The 21,706-nt window shown below is 72.2% G+C and carries 23 protein-coding genes; 7 read left to right on the top strand and 16 right to left on the bottom strand.

Annotated features, from left to right (window positions below):
- Positions 1–33 precede the first annotated feature (33 nt).
- Positions 34–417: a HalOD1 output domain-containing protein gene (locus ACQUQ1_RS05610; protein ID WP_435063281.1), complete on the bottom strand. Its 384-nt coding sequence runs from the start codon at positions 415–417 to the stop codon at positions 34–36.
- A gap of 163 nt (positions 418–580) precedes the next feature.
- The gene (locus tag ACQUQ1_RS05605) at positions 581–1,204 is read right to left on the bottom strand and encodes an NYN domain-containing protein (protein ID WP_435063280.1); all 624 of its coding nucleotides are present in this window, start codon (positions 1,202–1,204) and stop codon (positions 581–583) included.
- Between the two features lie 253 nt (positions 1,205–1,457).
- On the opposite strand from ACQUQ1_RS05605, the gene ACQUQ1_RS05600 reads away from it, so the two are divergent.
- The 3 genes from ACQUQ1_RS05600 (at position 1,458) to ACQUQ1_RS05590 (ending at position 6,180) form a co-directional block, all read left to right on the top strand.
- Positions 1,458–3,038, top strand: coding sequence for a S8 family serine peptidase (locus ACQUQ1_RS05600; RefSeq protein WP_435063279.1), 1,581 nt, complete (start codon positions 1,458–1,460; stop codon positions 3,036–3,038).
- A 219-nt stretch (positions 3,039–3,257) separates the two neighbouring features.
- Positions 3,258–5,651, top strand: a complete 2,394-nt coding sequence (locus tag ACQUQ1_RS05595; RefSeq protein ID WP_435063278.1) for an amino acid permease — start codon at positions 3,258–3,260, stop codon at positions 5,649–5,651.
- A gap of 76 nt (positions 5,652–5,727) precedes the next feature.
- Entirely contained in the window at positions 5,728–6,180 is a 453-nt protein-coding gene (locus tag ACQUQ1_RS05590) for a DUF5799 family protein (protein ID WP_435063277.1), read from the top strand.
- Between the two features lie 50 nt (positions 6,181–6,230).
- Here ACQUQ1_RS05590 and ACQUQ1_RS05585 read toward each other — a convergent pair whose 3' ends face one another.
- The 9 genes from ACQUQ1_RS05585 to ACQUQ1_RS05545 form a co-directional block, all read right to left on the bottom strand.
- Positions 6,231–6,467, bottom strand: coding sequence for a hypothetical protein (locus tag ACQUQ1_RS05585; protein WP_435063276.1), 237 nt, complete (start codon positions 6,465–6,467; stop codon positions 6,231–6,233).
- Between the two features lie 121 nt (positions 6,468–6,588).
- A complete protein-coding gene (locus ACQUQ1_RS05580; protein ID WP_435063275.1) occupies positions 6,589–7,572 on the bottom strand; it encodes an isocitrate/isopropylmalate dehydrogenase family protein in 984 nt (327 codons plus the stop codon).
- Positions 7,565–8,239: a 3-isopropylmalate dehydratase small subunit gene (locus tag ACQUQ1_RS05575; protein ID WP_435063274.1), complete on the bottom strand. Its 675-nt coding sequence runs from the start codon at positions 8,237–8,239 to the stop codon at positions 7,565–7,567. The genes ACQUQ1_RS05580 and ACQUQ1_RS05575 overlap by 8 nt, the downstream gene beginning before the upstream one ends.
- Positions 8,236–9,693: a 3-isopropylmalate dehydratase large subunit gene (gene leuC / locus ACQUQ1_RS05570; protein ID WP_435063273.1), complete on the bottom strand. Its 1,458-nt coding sequence runs from the start codon at positions 9,691–9,693 to the stop codon at positions 8,236–8,238. The genes ACQUQ1_RS05575 and leuC overlap by 4 nt, the downstream gene beginning before the upstream one ends.
- A complete protein-coding gene (locus tag ACQUQ1_RS05565; protein WP_435063272.1) occupies positions 9,690–9,902 on the bottom strand; it encodes a hypothetical protein in 213 nt (70 codons plus the stop codon). Before ACQUQ1_RS05565 ends, leuC begins: the two co-directional genes overlap by 4 nt.
- Positions 9,895–10,947, bottom strand: coding sequence for a ketol-acid reductoisomerase (ilvC, locus tag ACQUQ1_RS05560; protein WP_435063271.1), 1,053 nt, complete (start codon positions 10,945–10,947; stop codon positions 9,895–9,897). The genes ACQUQ1_RS05565 and ilvC overlap by 8 nt, the downstream gene beginning before the upstream one ends.
- A gap of 23 nt (positions 10,948–10,970) precedes the next feature.
- Positions 10,971–11,612: an acetolactate synthase small subunit gene (ilvN, locus tag ACQUQ1_RS05555; protein WP_435063303.1), complete on the bottom strand. Its 642-nt coding sequence runs from the start codon at positions 11,610–11,612 to the stop codon at positions 10,971–10,973.
- A 254-nt stretch (positions 11,613–11,866) separates the two neighbouring features.
- The gene (gene ilvB, locus ACQUQ1_RS05550; protein WP_435063270.1) at positions 11,867–13,717 is read right to left on the bottom strand and encodes a biosynthetic-type acetolactate synthase large subunit; all 1,851 of its coding nucleotides are present in this window, start codon (positions 13,715–13,717) and stop codon (positions 11,867–11,869) included.
- A gap of 364 nt (positions 13,718–14,081) precedes the next feature.
- On the bottom strand, positions 14,082–15,266 hold the full coding sequence (locus tag ACQUQ1_RS05545; protein ID WP_435063302.1) for a LeuA family protein: 1,185 nt from the start codon (positions 15,264–15,266) through the stop codon (positions 14,082–14,084).
- A 398-nt stretch (positions 15,267–15,664) separates the two neighbouring features.
- Between ACQUQ1_RS05545 and ACQUQ1_RS05540 the strand changes: the two genes are divergently transcribed.
- Entirely contained in the window at positions 15,665–15,955 is a 291-nt protein-coding gene (locus ACQUQ1_RS05540; RefSeq protein ID WP_435063269.1) for a DUF5779 family protein, read from the top strand.
- A gap of 45 nt (positions 15,956–16,000) precedes the next feature.
- On the opposite strand, the gene ACQUQ1_RS05535 is transcribed toward ACQUQ1_RS05540, so the two are convergent.
- The gene (locus ACQUQ1_RS05535) at positions 16,001–16,594 is read right to left on the bottom strand and encodes a cupin domain-containing protein (RefSeq protein WP_435063268.1); all 594 of its coding nucleotides are present in this window, start codon (positions 16,592–16,594) and stop codon (positions 16,001–16,003) included.
- A 55-nt stretch (positions 16,595–16,649) separates the two neighbouring features.
- A complete protein-coding gene (locus tag ACQUQ1_RS05530) occupies positions 16,650–17,420 on the bottom strand; it encodes a VOC family protein (RefSeq protein ID WP_435063267.1) in 771 nt (256 codons plus the stop codon).
- A gap of 64 nt (positions 17,421–17,484) precedes the next feature.
- Here ACQUQ1_RS05530 and ACQUQ1_RS05525 point away from each other — a divergent pair, with 64 nt between their 5' ends.
- Together ACQUQ1_RS05525 and ACQUQ1_RS05520 are read left to right on the top strand one after the other, a co-directional pair.
- Positions 17,485–18,159 (top strand): hypothetical protein, encoded by a 675-nt coding sequence (locus ACQUQ1_RS05525; RefSeq protein WP_435063301.1) that lies wholly within the window; start codon positions 17,485–17,487, stop codon positions 18,157–18,159.
- Between the two features lie 10 nt (positions 18,160–18,169).
- Positions 18,170–18,781, top strand: a complete 612-nt coding sequence (locus tag ACQUQ1_RS05520; protein ID WP_435063266.1) for a hypothetical protein — start codon at positions 18,170–18,172, stop codon at positions 18,779–18,781.
- 55 nt (positions 18,782–18,836) lie between these two features.
- Here ACQUQ1_RS05520 and ACQUQ1_RS05515 read toward each other — a convergent pair whose 3' ends face one another.
- Entirely contained in the window at positions 18,837–19,046 is a 210-nt protein-coding gene (locus tag ACQUQ1_RS05515) for a ribbon-helix-helix domain-containing protein (RefSeq protein ID WP_435063265.1), read from the bottom strand.
- An 84-nt stretch (positions 19,047–19,130) separates the two neighbouring features.
- Here ACQUQ1_RS05515 and ACQUQ1_RS05510 point away from each other — a divergent pair, with 84 nt between their 5' ends.
- Positions 19,131–19,457: a hypothetical protein gene (locus tag ACQUQ1_RS05510; protein WP_435063264.1), complete on the top strand. Its 327-nt coding sequence runs from the start codon at positions 19,131–19,133 to the stop codon at positions 19,455–19,457.
- On the opposite strand, the gene aglJ is transcribed toward ACQUQ1_RS05510, so the two are convergent.
- Both aglJ and ACQUQ1_RS05500 read right to left on the bottom strand, forming a co-directional pair.
- Positions 19,419–20,402, bottom strand: coding sequence for an S-layer glycoprotein N-glycosyltransferase AglJ (aglJ, locus tag ACQUQ1_RS05505; RefSeq protein ID WP_435063263.1), 984 nt, complete (start codon positions 20,400–20,402; stop codon positions 19,419–19,421). The genes ACQUQ1_RS05510 and aglJ overlap by 39 nt on opposite strands.
- Positions 20,403–20,493: 91 nt before the next feature.
- Entirely contained in the window at positions 20,494–21,705 is a 1,212-nt protein-coding gene (locus ACQUQ1_RS05500; protein WP_435063262.1) for a glycosyltransferase family 4 protein, read from the bottom strand.
- Position 21,706: the final 1 nt, after the last annotated feature.

Here is a 21,706-nt window from a genome sequence, read left to right as displayed (position 1 = left end):
GACGGCCGGGAACGAGGTCCGTCGGCCCCCGAGTCACCCGTCGGCGGGTATCGCCTCGACGGACCCGTCGCCGCGCACCGTCACGAGGTACCCCGCGTAGCGGAACCGCACGGTCGTCGACGGCGGGGCGTCGCGGACGATCCGGTCGAGGGCGTCGGCCTCGACCGCCCCGTGGAGCCGTTCCTCGATCGCCGTCGCGTCGGTGTCGCGGGCGGACGCGACCGCCTCGACCACGCGCTCGCTCGGTCGTACGGCCAAGGCGTCGCCGGCGGCGGTATCGACGTCGTCGTCGAGCCCCCCGGTGTCCCCCGCTCCCTCGGCGTCCTTCTCGCCGTCGTCGGTTCCGGACGCCCCGGCGACGCCGCCGGTTCCGTCCCCGGTGTCGGTTCCGTGCCTCCGGTCCCCCATCTCCGACATGTCTTCGGCATGTCCCCCGAGGGAAATAAACCCGGTCCGTTCACAACCCGAATTAAGCCGTCTGAAGCCGGGGCGTACCCGAACGCGTCCCGTCCGGCCGGGGTAGGCGACGCCTATCCCGGGATCGGACGCCGGAACTCCTCCGGGTCGGGGACGCCCGTCGTCACTCCCCCAGCGTCACGGCGTCGTCGGCGCTCCGGCGGAGCGCGTCCGACCGGCCGTGACTGCCCGGCGCGATAGCGAGCGTCCGGAGGCCGTACTCGTTGGCGGCCTCCAGCGCGGGCTTGAAGTCGGTGTCGCGGGAGGCGACAGCGATCGTCGCCGCGCGACGCTCGGCCGCGAACGTCGCCACGTCGACGGCGAGCTTCACGTCCACGTCGCCGCTGGTCGTGACCACCCGGAAGCCGTTGGCCTCGGCCGCCTGGATGAGCCCCGGCGTGGCGTGCTCGTCGAGGTACAGCCGCGCAGTGACGATGTCGGATCCGTGCTCCAGTTCGCCCCCCGTGCCGTTCGACGGCTCGCCCTCGCCCGCCGCCGCCGCGCGCAGGTCGCCGAAGTCGACGTCGAACTCCTCGCGGAAGACGTTCGGGCCGTCGACGAACAGGGCGACCCCCCGCGGCGTCGCGAGGGCGCCGTCCCCGTCCCGCCACGGTCCCGTCGGGCCGGCCGTTCGGGCTCCCTCCCGCCCGGAGGCGTCCGTGCCGGGAGTTCCGGCGCCCTCCGTCCCGGGGCGGTCGCCCCGGTCCCCCGACGCGTCGCCCCCGAACAGGCGGTCGAACAGTCCCATGCCCCCGGGTTCGCGCCGTCGCCGATACGCGTTCCGGTTCGGGGCATGACGGGTCGATCGACCCGAGTCGTGGCTCCGCTCCCGTGGGCTGTCGCCCTCCCGCCGGTGCCGACCCCCGCCGGCGCCGAACGACGGCCGGTCGATCCACCGCACGTCGGTTTGTTTTCGTTTTAATTCGAGACAACATTTCGTATTATAACTACGAAAGGAACAGTAGAATTAAGTATCGACCTTCGTCCTGTGAATCCGTCGCATGTCAGAACACACCGAACGCGACGACCTGAAGCGGCGTGGATTCCTGAAGCTGACCGGCGCGGCCGCCGGCGTGGCGGCGACGAGCGGCGTCGCCGCCGCGCGGTCCGGGCGCGCCCCCGGACCGAAGGAGGGCGAGGTGCTCGTCGGCGTCTCCGTCACCGTCGACGACATCGAGGGGGAGGTCGCCCAGTACGTCCCCGGCAACGCGGAGGTGGTTCACAGCAACGAGACGCTCAGCTACGTGGCGGTGAAGTTCCCGGAGGAGGCCGCCGACGGGGCCCGGGAGAACTTCGTCGACGCGGTCACGAAGAAGGACCACATCAAGTACGCCGAGGACAACGAGACGCTGGAGACACAGCTCACGCCGAACGACCCGCAGTTCGGGAGCCAGTACGCCCCCCAGCAGGTGAACGCCGACGACGCGTGGGACACGACCCTCGGCGACTCCTCGGTCACCGTCGCGATCGTCGACACCGGCGCGCAGTACGACCACCCGGACCTGGCGGGCAACTACGCCTCGAACCCGGGCTACGACTTCGCCGACGGCGACTCCGACCCGTACCCGGACGCCCCGAGCGACGAGTACCACGGCACGCACGTCTCCGGCTGCGCGGCGGCGGTCGTCGACAACGACACCGGCGTCGCCGGGCAGGGGAACTCCGCCCTCATCAACGGCCGCTCGCTCGACGAGTCCGGGTCGGGATCCACGGCGGACATCGCGGACGCGATCCAGTGGGCGACCGACCAAGGGGCGGACGTGATCAACCTCAGCCTCGGCGGCGGGGGCTACACGGACACGATGAAGAACGCCGTGAGCTACGCCGACGACAACGGCGCGCTCGTCGTCGCCGCCGCGGGCAACGACGGCTCCTCGTCGGTGAGCTACCCGGCCGCGTACGCGGAATGCGTGGCCGTCTCGGCGGTCGACTCGAACGAGGACCTCGCCTCCTTCTCTCAGTACGGCGACGAGGTGGAACTGTGCGCGCCGGGCGTGAACGTCCTCTCGACGACGACGGAGGCGCGCGGCTCCTACGAGGAGCTGTCGGGCACCTCGATGGCGACGCCGGTCGTCTCCGGCGTCGCCGGGCTGACGCTCGCGCAGTGGTCGAGCCTCACGAACAGGGAGCTTCGCGACCACCTCAAGGCGACCGCCGCCGACGTCGGGCTCTCCTCCGAGGAGCAGGGGAGCGGGCAGGTCGACGCCCTCGCGGCAGTCACGACCGACCCGTCCGACTCCGGCGGTGGCGGCGGGGGCGACGACTCGACCACCGGCTCCGTCGACGGGAGCCTCTCGGGTTACTGGGACTACGACGACTACACGTGGTCGTGGACCTACTCCTCCCCGAGCCGGGTCGTGGTCGAACTCGACGGTCCCAGCGACGCCGACTTCGACCTCTACGTCAACACCGGAACCACCGAGAACGCCTCGCCGAGCAACTACGACTACGCCTCGACGTCGACCGACAGCCGGGAGTCGATCACCATCGACGACCCCGACGATTCCACCGACATGCAGGTCGACGTGGACTCCTACAGCGGGTCGGGTAGCTACACGCTGACGATCACGGAGCACCAGTAGTCGACGGGGCGCCCCCGGTTCCGTCCCGTCAGACGACCGCGGCTTTTATTTCCACCGACGGCGCACCGCCTCCGTGTTCGTCCCGACAGCAGCGGGGGGCCCACGACCGTCCACGTCTCCGACCTCGGCCGGCCCGGGCTGGGACGCCGGGGGACCGTCGGCGGCCCCGAGGTGCGAGCGCGTCGCGAGGAACGGCCGTCCCGGTCGGGGGTGGCCGGGATGGTAGAGACGACCCGGACGCTCGGCTTCCGCGTCGCGTTCGCGCTGGGACTCGGGACGATGATCGCCGCCGGCATCTTCTCGCTCTCGGGGACGGCGGTGTATCGCATCGGCTCCAGCGCCGTGATCGCGTTCGTCATCGCCGCGGTCGTCGCCGGGATCACCGCCGCGTCCTACTCGGAGTTCGCGTCGATCTACGCCGAGAACGGCGGCGGGTACCTGTTCGCATCTCGGACGTTCGAGGGCCGGGACCTCGTGACGTACGGCATCGGCGCGTCGCTGTTCCTCGGGTACACGGGGACCACGGCGTTCTACCTCGCGACGATGGACGAGTGGTTCTTCCTGTTCGTCCTCCCGGAGTTCGTGACCGGCGTCCTCCCGCACGGGTCCGTCGGGATCGCGGCCGCGGTGGCGCTGGGCGTGCTCAACGCCCGCGGGACCGAGGAGTCGGGGACGTTCCAGGTGGTCGTGACCGCGGCGAAGGTGGCCGTCCTGTTCGTGTTCATCGGCGGGGCGCTCAACTTCGCCGGGCCGGCGGACGCGGTCGCGACGTTCACGGGGAACTTCGGCAGCGTCGCCGGTCAGGCGACGGAGATCCTCTCGGTGGCGGCGCTGGCGTTCATCACGTTCTTCGGCTTCTCGGCGATCGCCGCCTCCGCCGGGGAGATCGTCGAGCCGACCGAGACGGTGCCCAAGGCGATCGCCGCCTCCATCGTGACGGTGACGGTCCTCTACACGCTCGTCATCCTGGCGATGGTGAACACGCCCGAGACGATCGCCGGGCAGCCGCGCGCGGAGATCCTCCAGCAGGGCGAGACGGCGATGGGGAAGGTCGCCGCCGCGTTCCTGGGGCCCGTCGGGCAGTACCTCATCGTCGCGGGCGCGGTGTTCTCGATGGTGTCCGCGTCGAACGCCTCGATCCTCGCCGCCTCGGGGATCGGATCGCTGATGGGCCGGCAGGGGCACGCGCCGCGGGCCGTCTCGCGGATCCACCCGGAGTACGACACGCCGTACTACTCGGTCCTGACCGCGACGGCGACGATCTCGGCGCTCGTGTTCGTGTTCATCACGCTGCTGGGCCATCACGGCGCGCTCGCCGCGGGCGGGGCCGTCCCGACGCTGGGGCTCGAACCGCTCACCGGCTTCGCGACGTTCAACCTGCTCGTCCCGCTGTCGGTCGTCAACGTCGCGCTGATCTACTCGCGGCGCAACCACCCGGGGATCGACCGCGGCTTCCGCGTCCCGCTGGTGCCGTACCTGCCGGTCCTCGGCGTCGTCGCGAACCTCGCGCTGGTGTCCAAGCTCCCGCCCGTCGGCGTCGCCATCGGCCTCGGCCTGACCGCCGCGGTCGTCCTCGCGTACGTCGAGTGGGGGGGGCGCCCCGCCGAGGAGGAACTCGTCGCGGAGGCCGCCGGCGAGCGGCAGGTCGTGAGCCGCCGGACGGTCGAGGGCGCGCCCCTCGGCGACGGCGACGGCGTCACGCCGCTCGGGGAGTCCGACGCGGGCGACGCCGCGGATCCGGACGACGAGCGGTTCACGGTCCTCGTGCCGATCCACGACGTCGGGACGGTGGCCTCGCGCGTCCGCCTCGCCGCCCGGATCGGGTCGCTGTACGACGACCGCCCGCGGGTGAAGGTCCACACGACGGTGGCGGTCCCCGACCAGGGCGACCCCGCGGCGTTCGTCGACCGGGCCCGGGACCGCGTCGCGGGGATCGAGGAGCGCCTCGCCGGCCTCGCGGACGAGCTGGACGCCGACCTGCTCGTCGAGGGACACGTCTCGAAGGACGTCGCGTTCGACGTGCTGCGCGTCGCCCGGGAGGACGGCGCCGACCGATTACTGCTGGGCGTCCCCGAGGGGAACCCCGGCGTGACCGACAGGGTCCAGTACGGCGCGCCCTGCGACGTCCTGTTCGTGCGCGACGTGGCGGGGAACGAGACGATCCCCCGGCTCACGATCGGCGCCGGCGGCGGCCCGCACCACACGGCCATGCTCGACCTCGCCGACCGGCTCGCCGACGCGGGGAGCCAGATCGAGGTGGTACACGTCACGCCGGAGGGGGACTCCGGCGTCGACGAGGCGCTGGGGGAGACGCTCGCCGCCTTCGACGACGAGGACCGCCTCGTCGTTCGCGAGGTGAGCGGTCCCGACATCGCGACCGAACTGGTAGACCACGCGGACGAGTCCGACAGCGTGCTCGTCGTCGGGGCGACCCGTACCCGCCTCCTTCGCCGGTGGGTGTTCGGCTCGACGACCGACCGGGTCCTCGATCGCGCCGCGGGGCGCGACGTCCCGGTCGTCGTCTACACCGACGCCGACGCGGGGGGGCTCAGCGGCCGTCTCGACGAGGTGCTGTTCGTTCCGTATCGGTACCTCCGGAAGTTCTTCCGGTGATCCGCGGGTCGACCGACCGCCGCAGTCCCCGGGATCGAGGGAAACCGACATACCCGCCCCCCGCCATCGTGGAGGTATGAGCGACTGGACCGACGCCATCGTCGGCGAGCGCATGACCGTCGACCGCGAGTTCACCGACCGGATCCGACAGTCCGAGTTCTCGAACCAGGAGTGGGGCCTCATCATGACGGCCGTCGAGTTCGAGATCGAACACGCCGACGACCCGGAGAACGCCCGGATCGTCGCCGACACCTCGAAGCTCCCGCAGATCATGCCGGAGCTGGACAAGGTCTCGCGGCAGATGGGCGCGATGGCCGGCGGGGGCGACCCCGAGGGGAACTCCTCGGGGGTGTTCGGCGGCGTCGTCGACGACATCAAGGACGCCCTCTTCGGCGGCGCCGGCGGCGGCCCCGACAAGGAGAAGCTCGAGGCCGCCGAGCGGCTCACCCAGGAGTACGCCGACGAACTCCAGCGCCACCTGGAGGGGAAGGGGAAGTTCGAGCAGGTCCGGGTGGCCTACCAGGAGTAGCGGCCGACGTGGTCCGGCCGCCGCGGCCCGGGGAGCCCCCGTCGCCGCGCTCAGTCGTAGATGTCCTCGGCGTCGTCGAGCGGCAGCGACAGCGCCGACCGCTCGACGCTGTCGACGGTCATCCCCAGTTCGAGCGCCGCGTCGCAGTCGGGACACGGGATCGCGAGCGTGACGCGGATCCCGTCGTCGCCGTCTTCGAGCGCCAGAACCTCCGCGTCGGACGGGTAGAGGTACTCGGCGTCGAGGTCGTGCGGACACTCCTCGGGGGTGAGTTCTGCCTCGGACATGGCCACCCGACAGTACGCCGCCGCGGAAATTGAATCTGTTGCCCGGTCGCGGACGGAAGGGGCGGGGCCGACCCCGGCCGTCGGGGGGACGCGACGCCCGCGTCAGCGGGGCGGTCGCGGGTCACAGGCGCGCGAGCACCGCGTCGGTCACCTCGCGCGTCGTCGCCTCGCCGCCCAGGTCGGGCGTGCGCGGGCCGTCCGAGAGGACGCCCTCGACGGCCGTCCGGATCCGCGCGCCGGCGTCGTCGTCGCCCAGCGACTCCGCGAGCATCGCCGCAGAGAGGAGCGTCGCCGAGGGGTTCGCCACCCCCTCGCCGGCGATGTCGGGGGCGGTGCCGTGGACCGGCTCGAACAGCCCCCGCTCGGGGCCGAGGTTCGCCGACGGGAGCAGGCCGAGCCCGCCGACCAGCCCCGCGGCCAGGTCCGAGAGCACGTCGCCCGCGAGGTTCGGACACACCACCACGTCGAAGCGCCCGGGGTCGAGACAGACGTGCGTCGCGAACGCGTCCATCAGCACCGTGTCCGCGTCGACGCCCGCGTCCGCGGCGGCCGCGAGCACGGTGTCGCGGAACAGTCCGTCGGTCTCGCGCATCACGTTCGCCTTGTGCGCGACGGTGAAGCCCTCGTGGCCGCGCTCTTCGACGTACTCGCAGGCGAACTCCCCGAGCCGCCGGGAGGCGGTCTCGGTCACCACGCGCGTCAGCGTCGACACGTCGTCGGTGAGCCGGTCCTCGTGGCCGGCGTACACGCCCTCGGTGTTCTCCCGGAGGAACACGAGGTCCGTCTCCGGCCGCAGCGCGTCGACGCCGGGGTACGCCCGCGCCGGGCGGACGTTCACGAACGAGCCGACCGCCTCCCGCAGCGGGAGGATAACGTCGGCCGCCGACTCGCCGGCGGCGCCGAACAGCGTCGCGTCCGCGGACGCGGCGAGCTCGTACGTCTCGGCGGGCAGCGCCTCGCCGGTCTCGTCGAGGGTCGCGTCGCCCGCCTCGCCGCGCGCGAACTCGTAGTCGCCGACGGCGTCCAGCACCTCGACGGCCGCCGGGACGACCTCGCGCCCGATCCCGTCGCCCTCGATGACCGCGATCTCGGGGACCTCAGTCATCGGTGTACGGGAGCTCGTCGTGGACGGCCTTCGCGCGGTCGAGGTTGGTGCGCATCACGGCGGTGGTGTCCCAGATGCCCTCCAGGAGGGCCTCGCGCATCGCGTCGGGCACCTCGCCCTCGACCGTCTCGCCGCTGTAGCGGACCGTCTCCTCGCGCACGTCGACCTCGATGCCCGCGTCGGGGTGCTCTTCGATGAAGTCCTGCAGCGCCACGGCGTCCTCGTGGTCGACGGCGAGCGTCGGGATGCCCAGCGACTTGCAGTTGTCCTGGAAGATCTCCGCGAACGACTCGCCGACGATGGCCTCGACGCCCCACCGCATCAGCCCCTGCGGGGCGTGCTCGCGGGAGGAGCCGCAGCCGAAGTTGTCGTTGACCGCGAGGACGTTCGCGCCGCGGTACTCGTTGAACGGGTGGTCGTTGAGCTCGCCGTCCTCGTCGCGGCGCTGGTCGTAGAAGGCGTACTCGCCCATGTCGTCGAAGGTGACGGCCTTCAGGAACCGCGCGGGGAGGATCTGGTCGGTGTCGACGTCGTCGCCCCGCAGCGGGACGCCCGTGCCGGCGACGCGCCGGATCGCGGGCACGGCCGTTCCCTCCCGGGGCTCGTCGCTCCGATCGTCGGCGACGGGCACGTCGTCGCCGGGGGCGCCGGGCGCGTCGTCGGTCATCGCGTCACCTCCGCGTCGGCGTCGCCGGCCGGGTTGCCCACGGCGTCGGCGACGTCGAACTCGCGCACGTCGGTCACGGCGCCCTCGACGGCGGCGGCCGCGACCATCGCGGGCGACATCAGGTGGGTGCGCCCCTCGGTGCTCCCCTGGCGGCCGACGTAGTTGCGGTTCGAGGAGGACGCGCACACCTCGTCGCCCTCCAGCGCGTCGTCGTTCATCGCCAGGCACATCGAACAGCCCGCCTCGCGCCACTGGAAGCCGGCGTCCTTGAACACCTGGTCGATGCCCTCGGCCTCCAGTGTGCGCTTCACCGTGCCGGAGCCGGGCACCGCGAGCGCGCGCACGTCGTCGGCGACCTCGCGGCCCTCCAGCACCCGGGCGGCCTCGCGGAAGTCCGCGACCCGGCCGTTCGTGCAGGTGCCGAGGAACGCCACGTCGACCGGGTGCCCCTCCATGGTCTCGCCGGGGGTGACCTCGGTGTGCGCCTGGGCGGACTCGGCGGCGTCGGGGTCGCGCGTGTCCGCGGGCGCGGGGACGGGCTCGTCGACGCCCACGACCTGCTCGGGGTTGGTGCCCCACGACACCTGCGGCGCCAGGCCGTCGGCGTCGACCTCGACCCGGTCGTCGTACCGGGCGTCCTCGTCCGAGCGGATGGACTCCCAGTACTCCTTGCGCTGCTCGAACGCCTCGCCCTCGGGGGCGAACTCGCGGCCCCGGAGGTACTCGTAGGTGGTCTCGTCGGGGTTGATGTACCCCGCGCGGGCGCCGCCCTCGATGGACATGTTGCACACCGCGAGTCGGCCCTCCATGTCGAGCGCGCGGATGGCCTCGCCGCCGTACTCGTACACGTGGCCGACGCCGCCGTCGACGCCCAGTTCACGGATCACGTGGAGGATCACGTCCTTGGCGCCGACGCCGTCGCCGAGCTCGCCGGTGACCTCGACCCGGCGGACGGCCTTCTTGTCCGCCGAGATGCAGCCGGTGGCGAACACGTCGCGGATCTGGCTGGTGCCGATCCCCATCCCGATGGCGCCGAAGGCGCCGTGGGTGGAGGTGTGGCTGTCGCCGCAGACGACCGTCATGCCCGGCTGGACGAACCCCAGCTCCGGGCCGACGACGTGGGCGATGCCCTGGCGCTCGTCGTCGAGCCCGAAGAAGCGGATGCCCGCCTCCTCGGTGTTGCGCTCCAGGTGGGTGAGCATCTCCTCGGCCTGCTCGTCGGCGAGGGGACGGGTGCGGCCCTCCGGGTCCGTCGGGACGATGTGGTCGGTCGTCGCGACGGTGCGGTCGGGGAACGCGACGTCCATGTCGCGCTCGCGGAGCATCCCGAACGCCTGGGGGCTCGTCACCTCGTGGACGAGGTGGAGGCCGATGAACAGCTGGTCCTGGCCGTTCGGCAGGTCCGCCACCTTGTGGCGCTCCCACACCTTGTCGTACAGGGTTCCCTTGCTCATCTGCGTACGTCCCTCGGGTCGTCGCTGGCGCGCGAGAAGCCGCGCGACCAGACGTCGTTCGGCTCCGGGTACGGCGCGGTGTGGTCCACGTCGGCGATCGTGTCGGCGACGCGGCCGCCGTCGGCGGCGCGGTCGCCCGCGTCGCCGGCCCGGTTCTCGCCGGAGCCGTCCCGGGCGTTCTCCCCCCGTCGGCCGTCCCGGTCAGTCATCGGCGGGCACCTCCGCGGCCTCCTCGTCGGCGTCGTCGCCGCCCCACGCGAACAGCGAGCGCAGGTCGGCGCCGACGTCCTCGATGTCGTGGGCCTTCTCTTGTGCGCGCAGTTGGGTGTAGGAGGGGCGGCCCGCCTGGTTCTCGGCGATCCACTCGCGGGCGAAGGTGCCGTCCTGAACGGCCTCCAGCGTCTCCTCCATGTTCTCGCGGACGGACTCGTCGACGATCTCGTCGCCGCGGGTCAGCCCGCCGTACTCGGCGGTGTCGGAGACGGAGTCCCACATCTCGCCCATCCCGCCCTCGTACATCAGGTCGACGATGAGCTTCAGCTCGTTCAGGCACTCGAAGTACGCCATCTCGCGGGAGTAGCCGTTGTCGACGAGCGTCTCGTAGCCGTGCTTCACGAGCGACGTGACGCCGCCGCACAGCACCGCCTGCTCGCCGAAGAGGTCCGACTCGACCTCCTCCTGAAACGTCGTCTCGATGACGCCCGCGCGCGTGCAGCCGATCGCCTGCGCGTACGCCAGCGCCTCCTCGCGCGCCTCGCCCGTCTCGTTCCGGTACACCGCGAGCAGTCCGGGCGTCCCCTCGCCGGCCTCGTAGTTCCGCCGCACCAGGTGGCCCGGCGACTTCGGCGCGACCATCGTCACGTCGACGCCCTCCTTCGGGACGATCTGGTTGTAGTGGATGTTGAACCCGTGCGCGAACTGGAGGGTGTCGCCCTCCTCGATGCCGTCCTCGATCGCCTCGTAGACGGCCGGCTGGACGGTGTCCGGGACGAGCACGGAGACGACGTCCGCCTCCGCGGCGGCGACGTCGGGCGTCTCCACGCGCAGGCCGTCGGCCTCGGCGGCGTCCCACGAGGAGGAGTCCTCGCGCAGGCCGACGATCACGTCGACGCCGGAGTCGTCCAGGTTCTGCGCGTGGGCGTGGCCCTGGCTGCCGTAGCCGAGCACGGCCACGGTCTTTCCGTCGATCTGTGAGCGGTCCGCGTCGTCGTCGTAGTATACCTCGGTGTCGAAGGTGGAATCGGAGTCTGTCATCGTGGTGTGGTGTGTGAAGTGTCTCAGTCGTCGTAGTTGGTGAACTCGTCGTCGTCGGTCGAGCCCGCCGAGTGGCCCGGCTCCTCGCCGGGCGTCGTCGGGGAGTCGCCGCGCTCCAGCGCGGTCTGGCCCGTCCGTGCGATCTCGATGATGCCGAACTGGTCGAACGCGTCGATCGCGTCGTCGATCGTGTTCTCGTCGCCGGTGATCTGCACCGTGATCGTGCGCGGTCCCGCGTCCAGCGTCCGCCCCTCGTACATCGAGGTGATGGCGTGGACCTTGTCGGGCTCCTGCCCGCGCACCTTCAGCAGCACGAGCTCGGCGGCGACGGCGTCGTCGCTCAGCTCCCCCACCGCGATGACGGGCGTGAGCTTCGCGAGTTGCTTCTTCGCCTGGTCGATGCCCGCCTCGGTCTCCTCGACGACGAGGGTGATCCGGGAGTGGCCCTCGACCGTCGTGGGACCGACCGTCAGGCTCTCGATGTTGAACTGTCGGCGGCGGAACAGGCCCGCCGCGCGCGCGAGCACGCCCGGCTCGTCCTCGACGAGCGCCGAGACGGTCGCCCGGCGCGTCGGCTCGGGCCCCTCGTCGGGCTCCTTGCGGACCCCGTGTTCGTCCCGGCGGCCCGTCGGGTGCGGGCGCTCCTCCGGGGTCGGCCCGGCCAGTCCCGTCTCGGGGACGCCGTCGCCGGCGGGCCGGGCGTGCTCCGCGACCGGGGACTCGGCGGGGTGGTCCGTGCCGCCGTCCGTGGCGGCGTGTTCCTCCGGAGCCGCCCCGTCGCCGTTGTCGACCTGCTCACGGGTCGCTTCGCCGTCTCGCGGGTCGCTTCGCTCCCCGCTCGACGTCTCGGGGCGCTCGCTTCGCTCGCGCCCCGCACTCCCCGTTCGCTCCGATGCCTCCCTTCGGTCGGCCTCGCCGCTCATAGCTGGTCCTCCGCGAGCGCGAACTGTCCGTTCGCCGCGCCGCTGGCGACCATCGGGTAGACGTTCTCCTCGGGGTCGATGTGAGCGTCGACGACCGAGGGGCCGTCGTAGGCGAGCGCCGCCTCGGCGACCTCCTCGACGTCGTCGTACTCGTCGATGCGGAAGCCCTTCGCCCCGAACGCCTCCGCGAGCGTGTCGAACTCCGGCATCCAGTCGTACTGGGAGGCCATGTGGTTGCCCTCGAAGAAGGCGTCCTGCCACTGGCGGACCATCCCGATGTACTCGTTGTTGAGCACGACGACCGTGATGTCGAGGTTCTCGCGAACCGCCACGGAGAGCTCCTGGATCGTCATCAGGAACGAGCCGTCGCCCTCGAAACTGATCACCTCGCGGTCGTCGTCCGCGGCGACGCGGGCGCCGATGGCCGCCGGGAGGCCGTACCCCATCGTCCCCAGGCCGTGGCTGGAGACGAAGGTGCGCGGCTCGCGGTACGTCCAGTACTGGGCGGCCCACATCTGGTGTTGCCCGACGCCGGTGGTCACGTACGCGTCGTCGCCGGTGGCGGCGTCGAACGCCTCGACGACGAACTGCGGCTTCACCGGCTCGTCCGGGTCGATGGCGTAGTCCATCGGGTAGCGCTCGCGCCACTCGTCGCACTGCTCGCGCCAGTCGGCGGTGTCGGGCGCGTCGCGGATCTCCCCGCGGATCTGGTCGAGGACGGTCCCGGCGTCGCCGACGACGGGGTAGTCGGCGTGGACGTTCTTCGAGATCTCGGCGGGGTCGATGTCGACGTGGACGACCTCCGCCTCGGGGGCGAACGTGTCGACGCCGCCGGTGAGGCGGTCGTCGAAGCGCGTCCCCACGGCGATCAGGCAGTCGGTGTGGGTGATCGCCATGTTGGCGTAGCCGGTGCCGTGCATGCCCGCCCACGAGAGGCAGAGGTCGTCGTCCTCGGGGAAGCTCCCGATGCCGGGCATCGTCGTCACCACGGGGATCCCGTACTCGCGGGCGAACGCCCGGGCCTCCGCGGTCGCGTCGCCTTTGATCACGCCGCCGCCGAACAGGCACAGCGGCCGCTCGGCGTCCTCGATGGCCCGCGCGGCCGCCTCGACCTCGGCCTCGTCGGCCTTCGGGTCGGGGATCGACCGCTCGGGGGGCGTCGGCTGGCCGACGGGCCGGTCGGTCTCGCCGAACGTGACGTCCTTCGGGAGGTCGACCAGGGTCGGCCCCGGGCGGCCGGTGCCCGCGAGCGCGAACGCCTCGCCGACGGTCCGACCGACCTCGTCGGAGTCGGCCGCGAAGTAGTTGTGCTTCGTGATGGGCGCGGTGACGCCGACGGTGTCGGTCTCCTGGAAGGCGTCCGAGCCGACCATGTCCGAGGGCACCTGCCCCGTCAGCGCGAGCATCGCGTCCGAGTCCATCGACGCGTCCGCGATGCCGGTGACGAGGTTCGTCGCGCCCGGCCCGGAGGTCGCCATGCAGACGCCGGGGTCGCCCCGGACGATGCCGTAGGCGTCGGCGGCGTGGACGGCCCCCTGCTCGTGGGCCATCGTGACGTGGTGGACGGACGACTCCGAGAGCGCGTCGTAGACGGGCATGATCGCCCCGCCCTGCACGCCGAAGGCCGTCTCCACGCCCGCGGCCTCCAGAGCCGCGACGACCGCGTTCGCGCCCGTGCCGGGCGCGCGGGTCGCCGCGTCCTCGCGGGCCCGCTCGGCGGCGTCCGCCCCGTCCCCGTCGTCGTCGTCTCGGGCCGGCGACTCCTCGCGGTCTCCGTCGGTTCGCCCCGTCGCCTCCGCGTCGCCCTCGTCGGGCGACGCCGTGTCGGGGGTCGCTGGCTCGGTCATCGTCGTTCGCCTCCTGGCGTGTGTGTCATTCGTTCGCGTTCGGTGGTCGCTGATCGCTGGTCGGTCGGCGTCGGTACACTGGTCCGGCGGTGTTGGGTGGTGTGGGGGCGGTCACGCCCCTACGATACCCGCGATCCCGGCGAGAAGGGCGACGACGCGCTCGGCGGGCGCCGGGCGTACGGCGGCCGTCCGGAGTCGCGACGTCATCTCGCTGTCCCCTTTCGTCCCGGCGTTCATAACCGTGACGCGGCTGGCAACGATTGCGTCCGTCGCCGCCGGGACCGGCGGGGCCGGCGCCGGCCCCTCGGCGACCCGGGCCGTCGTCGCCGCCCTCGCTGGGATCGGGGCCATCGCCGTCGACCGGTCAGACGCGCGCCTCCCGCTCGCGCTCGTCGTCCTCGTCGGCCTCCATCTCGGCGACGCCCTCCTCGCGGGCGAACCGGCGCACGTCGGACATCGTGACGCGCCCCTCGGCGCCGGCGTCCTTCACCCGGCGGGTGATGGCGCGCACCTGCGACTCCGTCGGGTCGAAGCCGGCGTCGGTCAGCCGCTGGCGGACCGAGTGGGTCCCGGTGTGTTTCCCCATCACCAGTTCGCGGGTCGCGCCGACCATCTCCGGGGTCATGACGCCCGGCTCGAACGTGTCGCTGTTCTCGATGACGCCGGCGGCGTGGATGCCGGACTCGTGGCTGAAGGCGTTGCGCCCCACCACGGGCTTGTTCGGCGGCACCGCGATGTCGCTGGCCTGCTCGACCATGCGCGACACCTCGGTGATCCGGGTCGTGTCGATGCCGGTGTCGGCGTCGTACAGCGACTCGGCGGCCATGACGACCTCCTCCAGCGCGGCGTTGCCGGCGCGCTCGCCGATGCCGTTGACCGACACCTGCATCTGGTGGGCGCCGGCCTCGACGCCGGCCAGCGCGTTCGCGCCCGCCAGCCCGAAGTCGTCGTGGGTGTGCACGTCGATGCGCGCGTCGGTGTGCTCGGCGACCACCTCGATGAGGTCGCCGAAGCGGCGCGGCGTGGCGACCCCGCAGGTGTCGGGGATGTTGATCCAGTCGACGCCGACCTCGTCGACGGCCTCGATCACCTCGACCAGGAACGACTCCTGGGTCCGGGTGGCGTCCATCGGCGAGAACATCACCTCCGCGCCGGACTCCTTGGCCTGCTCGACGGCCGCCACCGCGCGCTCTTTCACCTCCTCGCGGGTGGCGTGCATGGAGTCCTCGATCTGCACGTCGCTCGTCGAGACGAACGTGTGGATCATCCCGACGCCGCTGTCGATCGCGGCCTGGATGTCCTTCTCGACCACGCGGGCGAGCCCGCAGACGGTCGTCTCCGTGGACGCCGCGATGTCGCTGACGGCCTCGAACTCCGCGTCGGAGTTGACCGGGAAGCCCGCCTCGATGACGGACACGCCCAGCTCGTCGAGCGCCGTGGCTATCTCTCGTTTCTCCTCGTAGGTGAACGACGTGCGCGGCGACTGCTCGCCGTCTCGCAGCGTCGTGTCGAAGATTCGGACAGAATCGAACTCGTCAGTTGCACTCAGCGTGCCCTGGAAGAACCCGTTCCGCCGGACTGGTTACCGACGAGTCCTGATTATGGGACATCACCCCATCCGAGGCCGGAGGTACTTGTAAAGCGTTGTGGTCGGACAGGTACCGACCGGGGCGAGCAGCTCGCACGATCGGCCGGCCGATCCGATAATCGCACGACAGCGTCGACTACTGTTTCGATGGTGTTCTTGATACTTCCTAATATGCATTGTATTGACGTTCGACGGGTGACGGTCATCGCTCCCGTGACTGCGGGGTGGGTCGGCGGCGACGCGGGCGTGGTCGGAACGGGCGACCGACCCGGACCGACGCGGCCGGGACGCGAACGTCGGTCGGACGCCCGTCCGACGCGGTCCGAACGCTTTTGAGAGCACACGCCCTCGCTCGCGACATGAGCGACTTCGGGCTCGACCTCCGGGAGGCCGAGGACATGATGGAGTCGGAGGGCACGGTGGGGGACGTCGTCCTCGGCGTCCTCGACGGCGGGACGGAGCCCGAGCACTGGGTCCGCAACATCGAGTACGGCAACGTCCTCGTGCTCGCCGTGGAGGGCGACCTCAACGAGCGCGCCAGCGGGTTCGCCCGCGAGGTGAAGGACATGGGCGGAGAGCTCACCCACTTCCGCGGCTTCCTCATCGTCTCCCCGCCGAACGTGGACATCGACACGGAGCGGCTCGGCTGACTCGGGCGAGCCCCGCCCGTCCGTTCCGACCGCCGCCGACGACGCTCACCCCGAGAAGCGATCGGTCTCCGCGCCGCAGTCGGCGCACACGAGCACGTACTCCTCGTCCTCCGGGTTCGCGCCGGATCCGACGCCCTCCACCTCGTAGTCGCGGTCGGTCTCCGCGCCGCAGGCGGGACACTCCTCGGCGATCACCGCGCCGTCGGCGTCCTTGGGGGCGCCGACCGCGAGGAAGCGGCACGGCTCGTCGCCGACGGCGACCGCGCGGTTCGGGGCGTCCTCCGGCACGAAGAACGCCTCGTCGGGGCCGACGCGGAACTCCCCGTCGGGCGTCTCCACCGCCAGCTCCCCCGAGAGGACGAAGAACAGCTCCTCGTGGTCCGGGTGTCGGTGGTACCCCCACGGCACCCGCTCGCCGGGGTCGGCCTCGTAGTAGTTGCAGCCGAACCGCGAGACGCCGAGGGCCTCGTCGAGTTCGCGCTTGACGCGCGTCGGGTTCGGCGTGTTCGGGACCTCGTCGACGGCGACCGTGCTGTACCCGTGATCCGACTCGCCGTTCCGGTCCCCGCCGCGGGGCGCCTCGCGCCCGGCGTCGTCGCCCCCGTTCCCGTCGTTCGCGTCGCGTGCGTCCTCGGTCACGGGGACGACTCGGACCGCCCGGAGCAAAAGTCCCGCCGTCGCGGCGGCGACGTCCTCACGCCTCCGGCAGCAACACGAGGTGGTGGCCGTCGGGGTCGTACAGTTCGACCGAGCCGTCCGGGGACTCCCGCACGGTCACGGACGGGAGGTCGCCGAAGGCGTGTCCGGCGACCGCCGCGGGCTCGCGCACCCGGACCGCGAGGTCGACGTGGACGCCGCCGCGCGCGCCGGCGATCCCCAGTTGCGGCTCCCACAGCTCCACGTCGAACTGGCGGTCGGCGCCGGCGGGGCCGCGCATCCGCACCCGGCGTCGGTCGTCGCCGCGGTCGACCGCCGAGAAGCCCAGCGCCGACCAGCAGTCGCTCGCGAGGTCGACGTTCGCCACCTCCAGCACCACCTCGAAGACCCCGACCAGCCCCGTCCCCGCGCCCTCGGGGGCGGTCCCGCCGATCTCGGGGGCGTGACCGTCGGCGTCCTCCAGGTACAGCGACCGGAACGACCCGAAGTCGACCTCGGGCGCGTCCGGGAACCGCGCGCGCCACGCGGGGTACTCCCGGGCGGTCGTCTCGAACGCGAAGTGGGTGTGGAGGCCGCCGCGCGGGACGGACTCCGGCCGTCGGAGGACGAACTCGGTGCCGCCGACGTCGAAGGCGCACTCGGTCGCGGTCCTGCGCGTCGGGACGAGCCCGAAGGTGTCCGCGTACCACGCCGACGCGCGCGCGAGGTCGGTCACCTCCAGCGCGAGCGACGCCAGCGCCGGACGCGGCTCGGGGGCGGCGTGGTCGGTCGCGGCCGACGCGTCGTCCGTCTCGGTGTCCGCGGGCATCTCGTGTGGCGTTCCGACGGCACCCCACTTAAGCCCGCGGCGCCCGTCCGATCCCCCGATGCCGATGAAAGGATCCGGCGCCGCCGACCTCGCCGCGGTCGACGAGTTCGACGGCGGCGTCGGCTGGATCGCCTACCCCGACGAGACGATGGAACGCGCGAGCCACGCCCTGTCGGTCGACGGCGAGGTGTGGGTGCTCGACCCGGTCGACGCCGACGGCGTGGACGACCTGATCGCCGGCCTCGACGGCGACGTCGCCGGCGTCGCGGTGTGTCTCGATCGCCACAGGCGCGACGCGGCGGCGGTCGCGACCAGACACGACGTCCCCGTGTACGTCCCCGACTGGATGACCGGCGTCGCCGCGAAGCTCGACGCGCCCGTCGAGCGGTTCGGCCGCACGCTCGGCGGCCTCCGGGCGATCACCGTCCGTGACTCCTCGATCCCGCCGTGGCAGGAGGTCGCCCTGTCCGACGAGGACGGGGGCACGCTGTACGTCCCCGAGGCCGTCGGAACCTCCGCGTACATGCGCACGGGCGCCGAGCGACTCGGCGTCCACCCGATGCTCCGCCTGACGCCGCCGCGACGCGCGCTGTCCGGGCTCGATCCCGAGCGAGTGCTGTGCGGCCACGGCCCCGGCGTGCTCGAGGACGGGGCGGACGCGCTGTCGGAGGCGCTGGACGTCGCACGCAGCAACGCCCCCGGACTGTACGCGAAGAGCCTCAGGACGTTCCTCGGGTGACCCGGGACCCGTGACCTCCGACGAACCACGAACCGACGGCCGCGCGGTCGACGCCGACGGCGTGCTCGACACCGACGGTACACGAGACGGCGGACGCCCGTCCGACGAGGCGACTACGTGGGACGATCCGCCCGCGGCGACGGGGGCGGTCGGGGACGAGGGCGGCCGCGGGAGGACGGACCCGCCCCCGGTCCACATCACGGCCGACCTGCTCGCGCTCCTGCTCGACCGCGCAGCCGACGCGGATCCGGACGAGGAAAACGTCGTGCTCGACGCGACCGCCGCGGGCGACCTCGTGGACGCGCCCGGGGACCTCGACCCGTCGACGCCGGTGCTGACGCACTTCTACTTCCCGGCCGCCGGCGGGTCGGTGACGGCGGTGTTCGGGATGGACCTCGGTCGTCCCTCGGGGGCGGCCCGGTTCCTCTCGCACCCGGACGCCGACAGGCGGCTCACCGAGGCGGACGACCTCGCGGCCGCGGTGCTGGTCGCGGTGCCGCCGTACGGCGAGGACGACGTGGTGGCGTACGACCGCCGCGGGCGTCGCCGGGACCTGATCGTCGTCGACGCGCACCCGCCGGAGGAGCGGGTCGAGGACGAGGGGTTCCTGAACGGCGAGTGAGTTCGGTCCCCGCCCGACGGGAAGCGACGGTTCGTGCGGCGGCCGCGGCGCGACGCTACTCCAGGTAGCCGAGGTCGCGGAGCTGGTCGGCTATCTCCTCGAACTCCGCCTCCGAGAGCTCGCCGCGCTTCTGGTGCTGGATGACGATGCTCCGGAGGAGGAACCGCACGAGGTCCGAGGTGGACGAGAAGCTCGTCCCCTCGATGGTCTCCTCGACGCGCTCGGCGAGGTCCTTCGGGATGGAGACGGTGGTGTAGTCGGTCACGTCCGGAGGGAGGACGGGACGGCCGATAAACGCGGCGACCCCGTCCCCCGTCGCTTTTAGTTCCCGGGCCGAGAACGTCGCGTGATGGCAGCCAGACCGCCGCAGGGCGACACCGACGAGCCCGAGTCGATCGAGTTCGGCATCGCGGCGCTCGACGCGCGGCTCGACCGGGCCGGCGTCGGGTTCCCGGCGACCACGGAGGAGCTGATCCGGTCGCTTGGCGACACGGAGGTGCCGTACGACGCCGCCGGCAACACGCTCGAGCTCGCGGAGGTGCTCCGGGAGCTCCCGGAGGAGCGGTTCGAGACCGAGCGCGACCTGCTCAACCGGCTCCACCCGATCTTCGAGGACCGCCGCCGCAGCGGCGCGGGGTCACTGCTCGGGCGGGTCCGCGCGCTCCTGCCCTTCTGAGCCGACGCCCGCGCCGGCGTCGCCGCCCGCGACCCGGTTCTCCAGCCGCTCGACGCGGTCGAGCGTCTCCTCGTGGAGGGTGACGAGCAGGTCGGAGAGGACGCCGAAGATGAGCAGCTGGATCCCGAGGATGATCGCCACGCCCGAGACGACCGCGAGCACCTCGTGTGAGGTCGTGTTGACGAACCAGTCGTACGCGACGAAGGCGGCCAGCGCCGCCCCCGCGGCGCCGGACACGCCGCCCGCGCTGCCGAAGTAGAACAGGGGGTTGGACGTCTTCGCCTGCCGGTAGATCGCCATCAGGATGATCCCGCCGTCCTTCACCGGGTGGAGGTTGGTGTTCGAGCCGTCCGGGCGCGGCAGGTACGTGATCGGCACGACCGTCGTCCGGACGCCGTGGCGGGCGCACTCGACGGCCATCTCCGTCTCGATCCCGAAGCCGTCGGCGGTCAGCCGGAGCCGCCGGAACGACTCGACCGTGAACGCCCGGTACCCCGAGAGGATGTCGCCGTAGTCCTCCCGGTGGATCAGCCCGAAGAGCGCGTTGAAGATCGCGTTGCCGACGCGGTTGAGCCCGTTCATCGCGTCCTCGTGCATGTCGGCGAAGCGGTCGCCGATCACGTGCTCGGCGGTTCCGTCGACCAGCGGCGCTATCATCGCGTCGGCGTCGGCCGCGCGGTAGGTGCCGTCCGCGTCGGCCATCAACACGTACTCCGCGTCGACGTGATCGCGGACCGCCTCGCGGATCGCCTGTCCCTTCCCCGACCCCGACTGGATCTCAACGCGCGCGCCCGCGTCTCGGGCGAGGTCGCGTGTTCCGTCGGTCGATCCCCCGTCGATCACGAGGACGTTCTCGAAGCCGTGTTCGCGGAAGTCCGCGACGACGTCCGCGACGGTGGCGGCCTCGTCGTACGTCGGGAGGAGCACGCAGACGTCGTCGGTCATGCCCGGGTGTGGTTCGGGCGCCGAGTTAATCGCTTCGGGAGCCGCCGGGGGTCGTCGGCCGCGGAGGGGCCGCCACGGCGAGCCTCCCCGGTCAGGAGAGCGACGAGAGGATGTCGCGGTACCGGCGCGCCGCCGCCGCGAAGTCGTACTCGCTGACGACCTCCTCGCGCCCCCGCCGGCTCACCTCGGCGAGGTCGTCCCGGTCGAGGATCGCGGAGACGTCGGCGGCGATGGCCTCGGGCGACGGGTCGTCCATGAGGAAGCCCGTCTCGCCCTCGCGGACCACGTCCGGGACGCCCGAGACCGGCGTCGCATACACGGGCGTGCCGCACGCGAGCGACTCGAGGATCGTCGTCGGGAGCCCCTCCGTCGGGTCCGACGGGAGGACGAGCAGGCGCATCCGGTTCAGCTCCTCGGGGACCTCCCCGTGGTCGACCCAGCCGGCGAAGCTCACCCGGTCGTCCGTCGCGGCGGCCTCCAGTTCCCCGCGCAGCGGCCCGTCGCCAACGAACCGGAACTCCGCCGACTCGGGCAGTCTCTGCGCCGCCGCCAGGAGCGAACGGACGTTCTTCTCCTCGTCCAGCCGGCCGACGAAGCCGACGACCTCCCCCCGCGACTCGTAGGGGACCCGCACGTCGAAGGCGTCGGTATCGACGTACCGGGCGCCGTCGGGGTACAGCTTCCCCCCGAAGCGGGTCAGCCCGAGTTCCGCCGCCATCGACGGCGTGTACGTCACGATGCCGTCGGCGGCCCGGTAGCACACCTCCTCCAGCGCACGCACGAGCCCCGCCAGCGCCCGGGCCAGGGGGGCCGGCATCCGGCGTTCCCAGTTCAACCGGAGCGTGAGCGGCACGTCCCCCCGCGGCTCGACGACGACCGTCTTGCCGACGGCCTTCGCGAACAGGAGCGGGAGGACGTAGGAGGTGGCGCCGAAGAACAGCACGACCTCCTCGTCGCGCTCGCGGATCCGCGCCGCCATCCGGATCTGGTTGCGCAGGAAGCGTGAGGCGGCGACGAGGACGTTCGACTGTCCGGCCCCGCGCTCGGACACCTCGAAGACGGGGTGGTCGTCCCGGATCGAGGACCCCTCGGGGAGGTCCGCGGTCACCAGGGAGACGGTCGTGACCGCAGCGAGCACGTTCAACAGCGTCCGCGTCGCGTTCTCCCCGGCCGAACTCAGCGGGTGCGTCACGACGCAGACCCCGGGGAGCGCGTCCGGCTCCGCCGCGGACTCCCCGTCCCCGGCGCCGCCGCGGGGGTCGTTCCCGGCGTCGTCACCGCCGGGAGTGTCCTCGCTCCCCATC

It is taken from the genome of Halobaculum sp. EA56 (assembly GCF_051195075.1).
Taxonomy (GTDB): domain Archaea; phylum Halobacteriota; class Halobacteria; order Halobacteriales; family Haloferacaceae; genus Halobaculum.
The sequence above is the reverse complement of the archived record's forward strand: the minus strand, read 5'-3'. Positions and strand labels throughout refer to the sequence as shown.

Excerpts from the sequence above, each read along its gene's own strand:
- ACQUQ1_RS05610 (WP_435063281.1), bottom strand. The coding sequence starts at position 417 with ATGTCGGAGATGGGGGACCGGAGGCACGGAACCGACACCGGGGACGGA.
- ACQUQ1_RS05605 (WP_435063280.1), bottom strand. The coding sequence starts at position 1,204 with ATGGGACTGTTCGACCGCCTGTTCGGGGGCGACGCGTCGGGGGACCGG.
- ACQUQ1_RS05600 (WP_435063279.1), top strand. The coding sequence starts at position 1,458 with ATGTCAGAACACACCGAACGCGACGACCTGAAGCGGCGTGGATTCCTG.
- ACQUQ1_RS05595 (WP_435063278.1), top strand. The coding sequence starts at position 3,258 with ATGGTAGAGACGACCCGGACGCTCGGCTTCCGCGTCGCGTTCGCGCTG.
- ACQUQ1_RS05590 (WP_435063277.1), top strand. The coding sequence starts at position 5,728 with ATGAGCGACTGGACCGACGCCATCGTCGGCGAGCGCATGACCGTCGAC.
- ACQUQ1_RS05585 (WP_435063276.1), bottom strand. The coding sequence starts at position 6,467 with ATGTCCGAGGCAGAACTCACCCCCGAGGAGTGTCCGCACGACCTCGAC.
- ACQUQ1_RS05580 (WP_435063275.1), bottom strand. The coding sequence starts at position 7,572 with ATGACTGAGGTCCCCGAGATCGCGGTCATCGAGGGCGACGGGATCGGG.
- ACQUQ1_RS05575 (WP_435063274.1), bottom strand. The coding sequence starts at position 8,239 with ATGACCGACGACGCGCCCGGCGCCCCCGGCGACGACGTGCCCGTCGCC.
- leuC (WP_435063273.1), bottom strand. The coding sequence starts at position 9,693 with ATGAGCAAGGGAACCCTGTACGACAAGGTGTGGGAGCGCCACAAGGTG.
- ACQUQ1_RS05565 (WP_435063272.1), bottom strand. The coding sequence starts at position 9,902 with ATGACTGACCGGGACGGCCGACGGGGGGAGAACGCCCGGGACGGCTCC.
- ilvC (WP_435063271.1), bottom strand. The coding sequence starts at position 10,947 with ATGACAGACTCCGATTCCACCTTCGACACCGAGGTATACTACGACGAC.
- ilvB (WP_435063270.1), bottom strand. The coding sequence starts at position 13,717 with ATGACCGAGCCAGCGACCCCCGACACGGCGTCGCCCGACGAGGGCGAC.
- ACQUQ1_RS05540 (WP_435063269.1), top strand. The coding sequence starts at position 15,665 with ATGAGCGACTTCGGGCTCGACCTCCGGGAGGCCGAGGACATGATGGAG.
- ACQUQ1_RS05530 (WP_435063267.1), bottom strand. The coding sequence starts at position 17,420 with ATGCCCGCGGACACCGAGACGGACGACGCGTCGGCCGCGACCGACCAC.
- ACQUQ1_RS05525 (WP_435063301.1), top strand. The coding sequence starts at position 17,485 with ATGAAAGGATCCGGCGCCGCCGACCTCGCCGCGGTCGACGAGTTCGAC.
- ACQUQ1_RS05510 (WP_435063264.1), top strand. The coding sequence starts at position 19,131 with ATGGCAGCCAGACCGCCGCAGGGCGACACCGACGAGCCCGAGTCGATC.
- aglJ (WP_435063263.1), bottom strand. The coding sequence starts at position 20,402 with ATGACCGACGACGTCTGCGTGCTCCTCCCGACGTACGACGAGGCCGCC.
- ACQUQ1_RS05500 (WP_435063262.1), bottom strand. The coding sequence starts at position 21,705 with ATGGGGAGCGAGGACACTCCCGGCGGTGACGACGCCGGGAACGACCCC.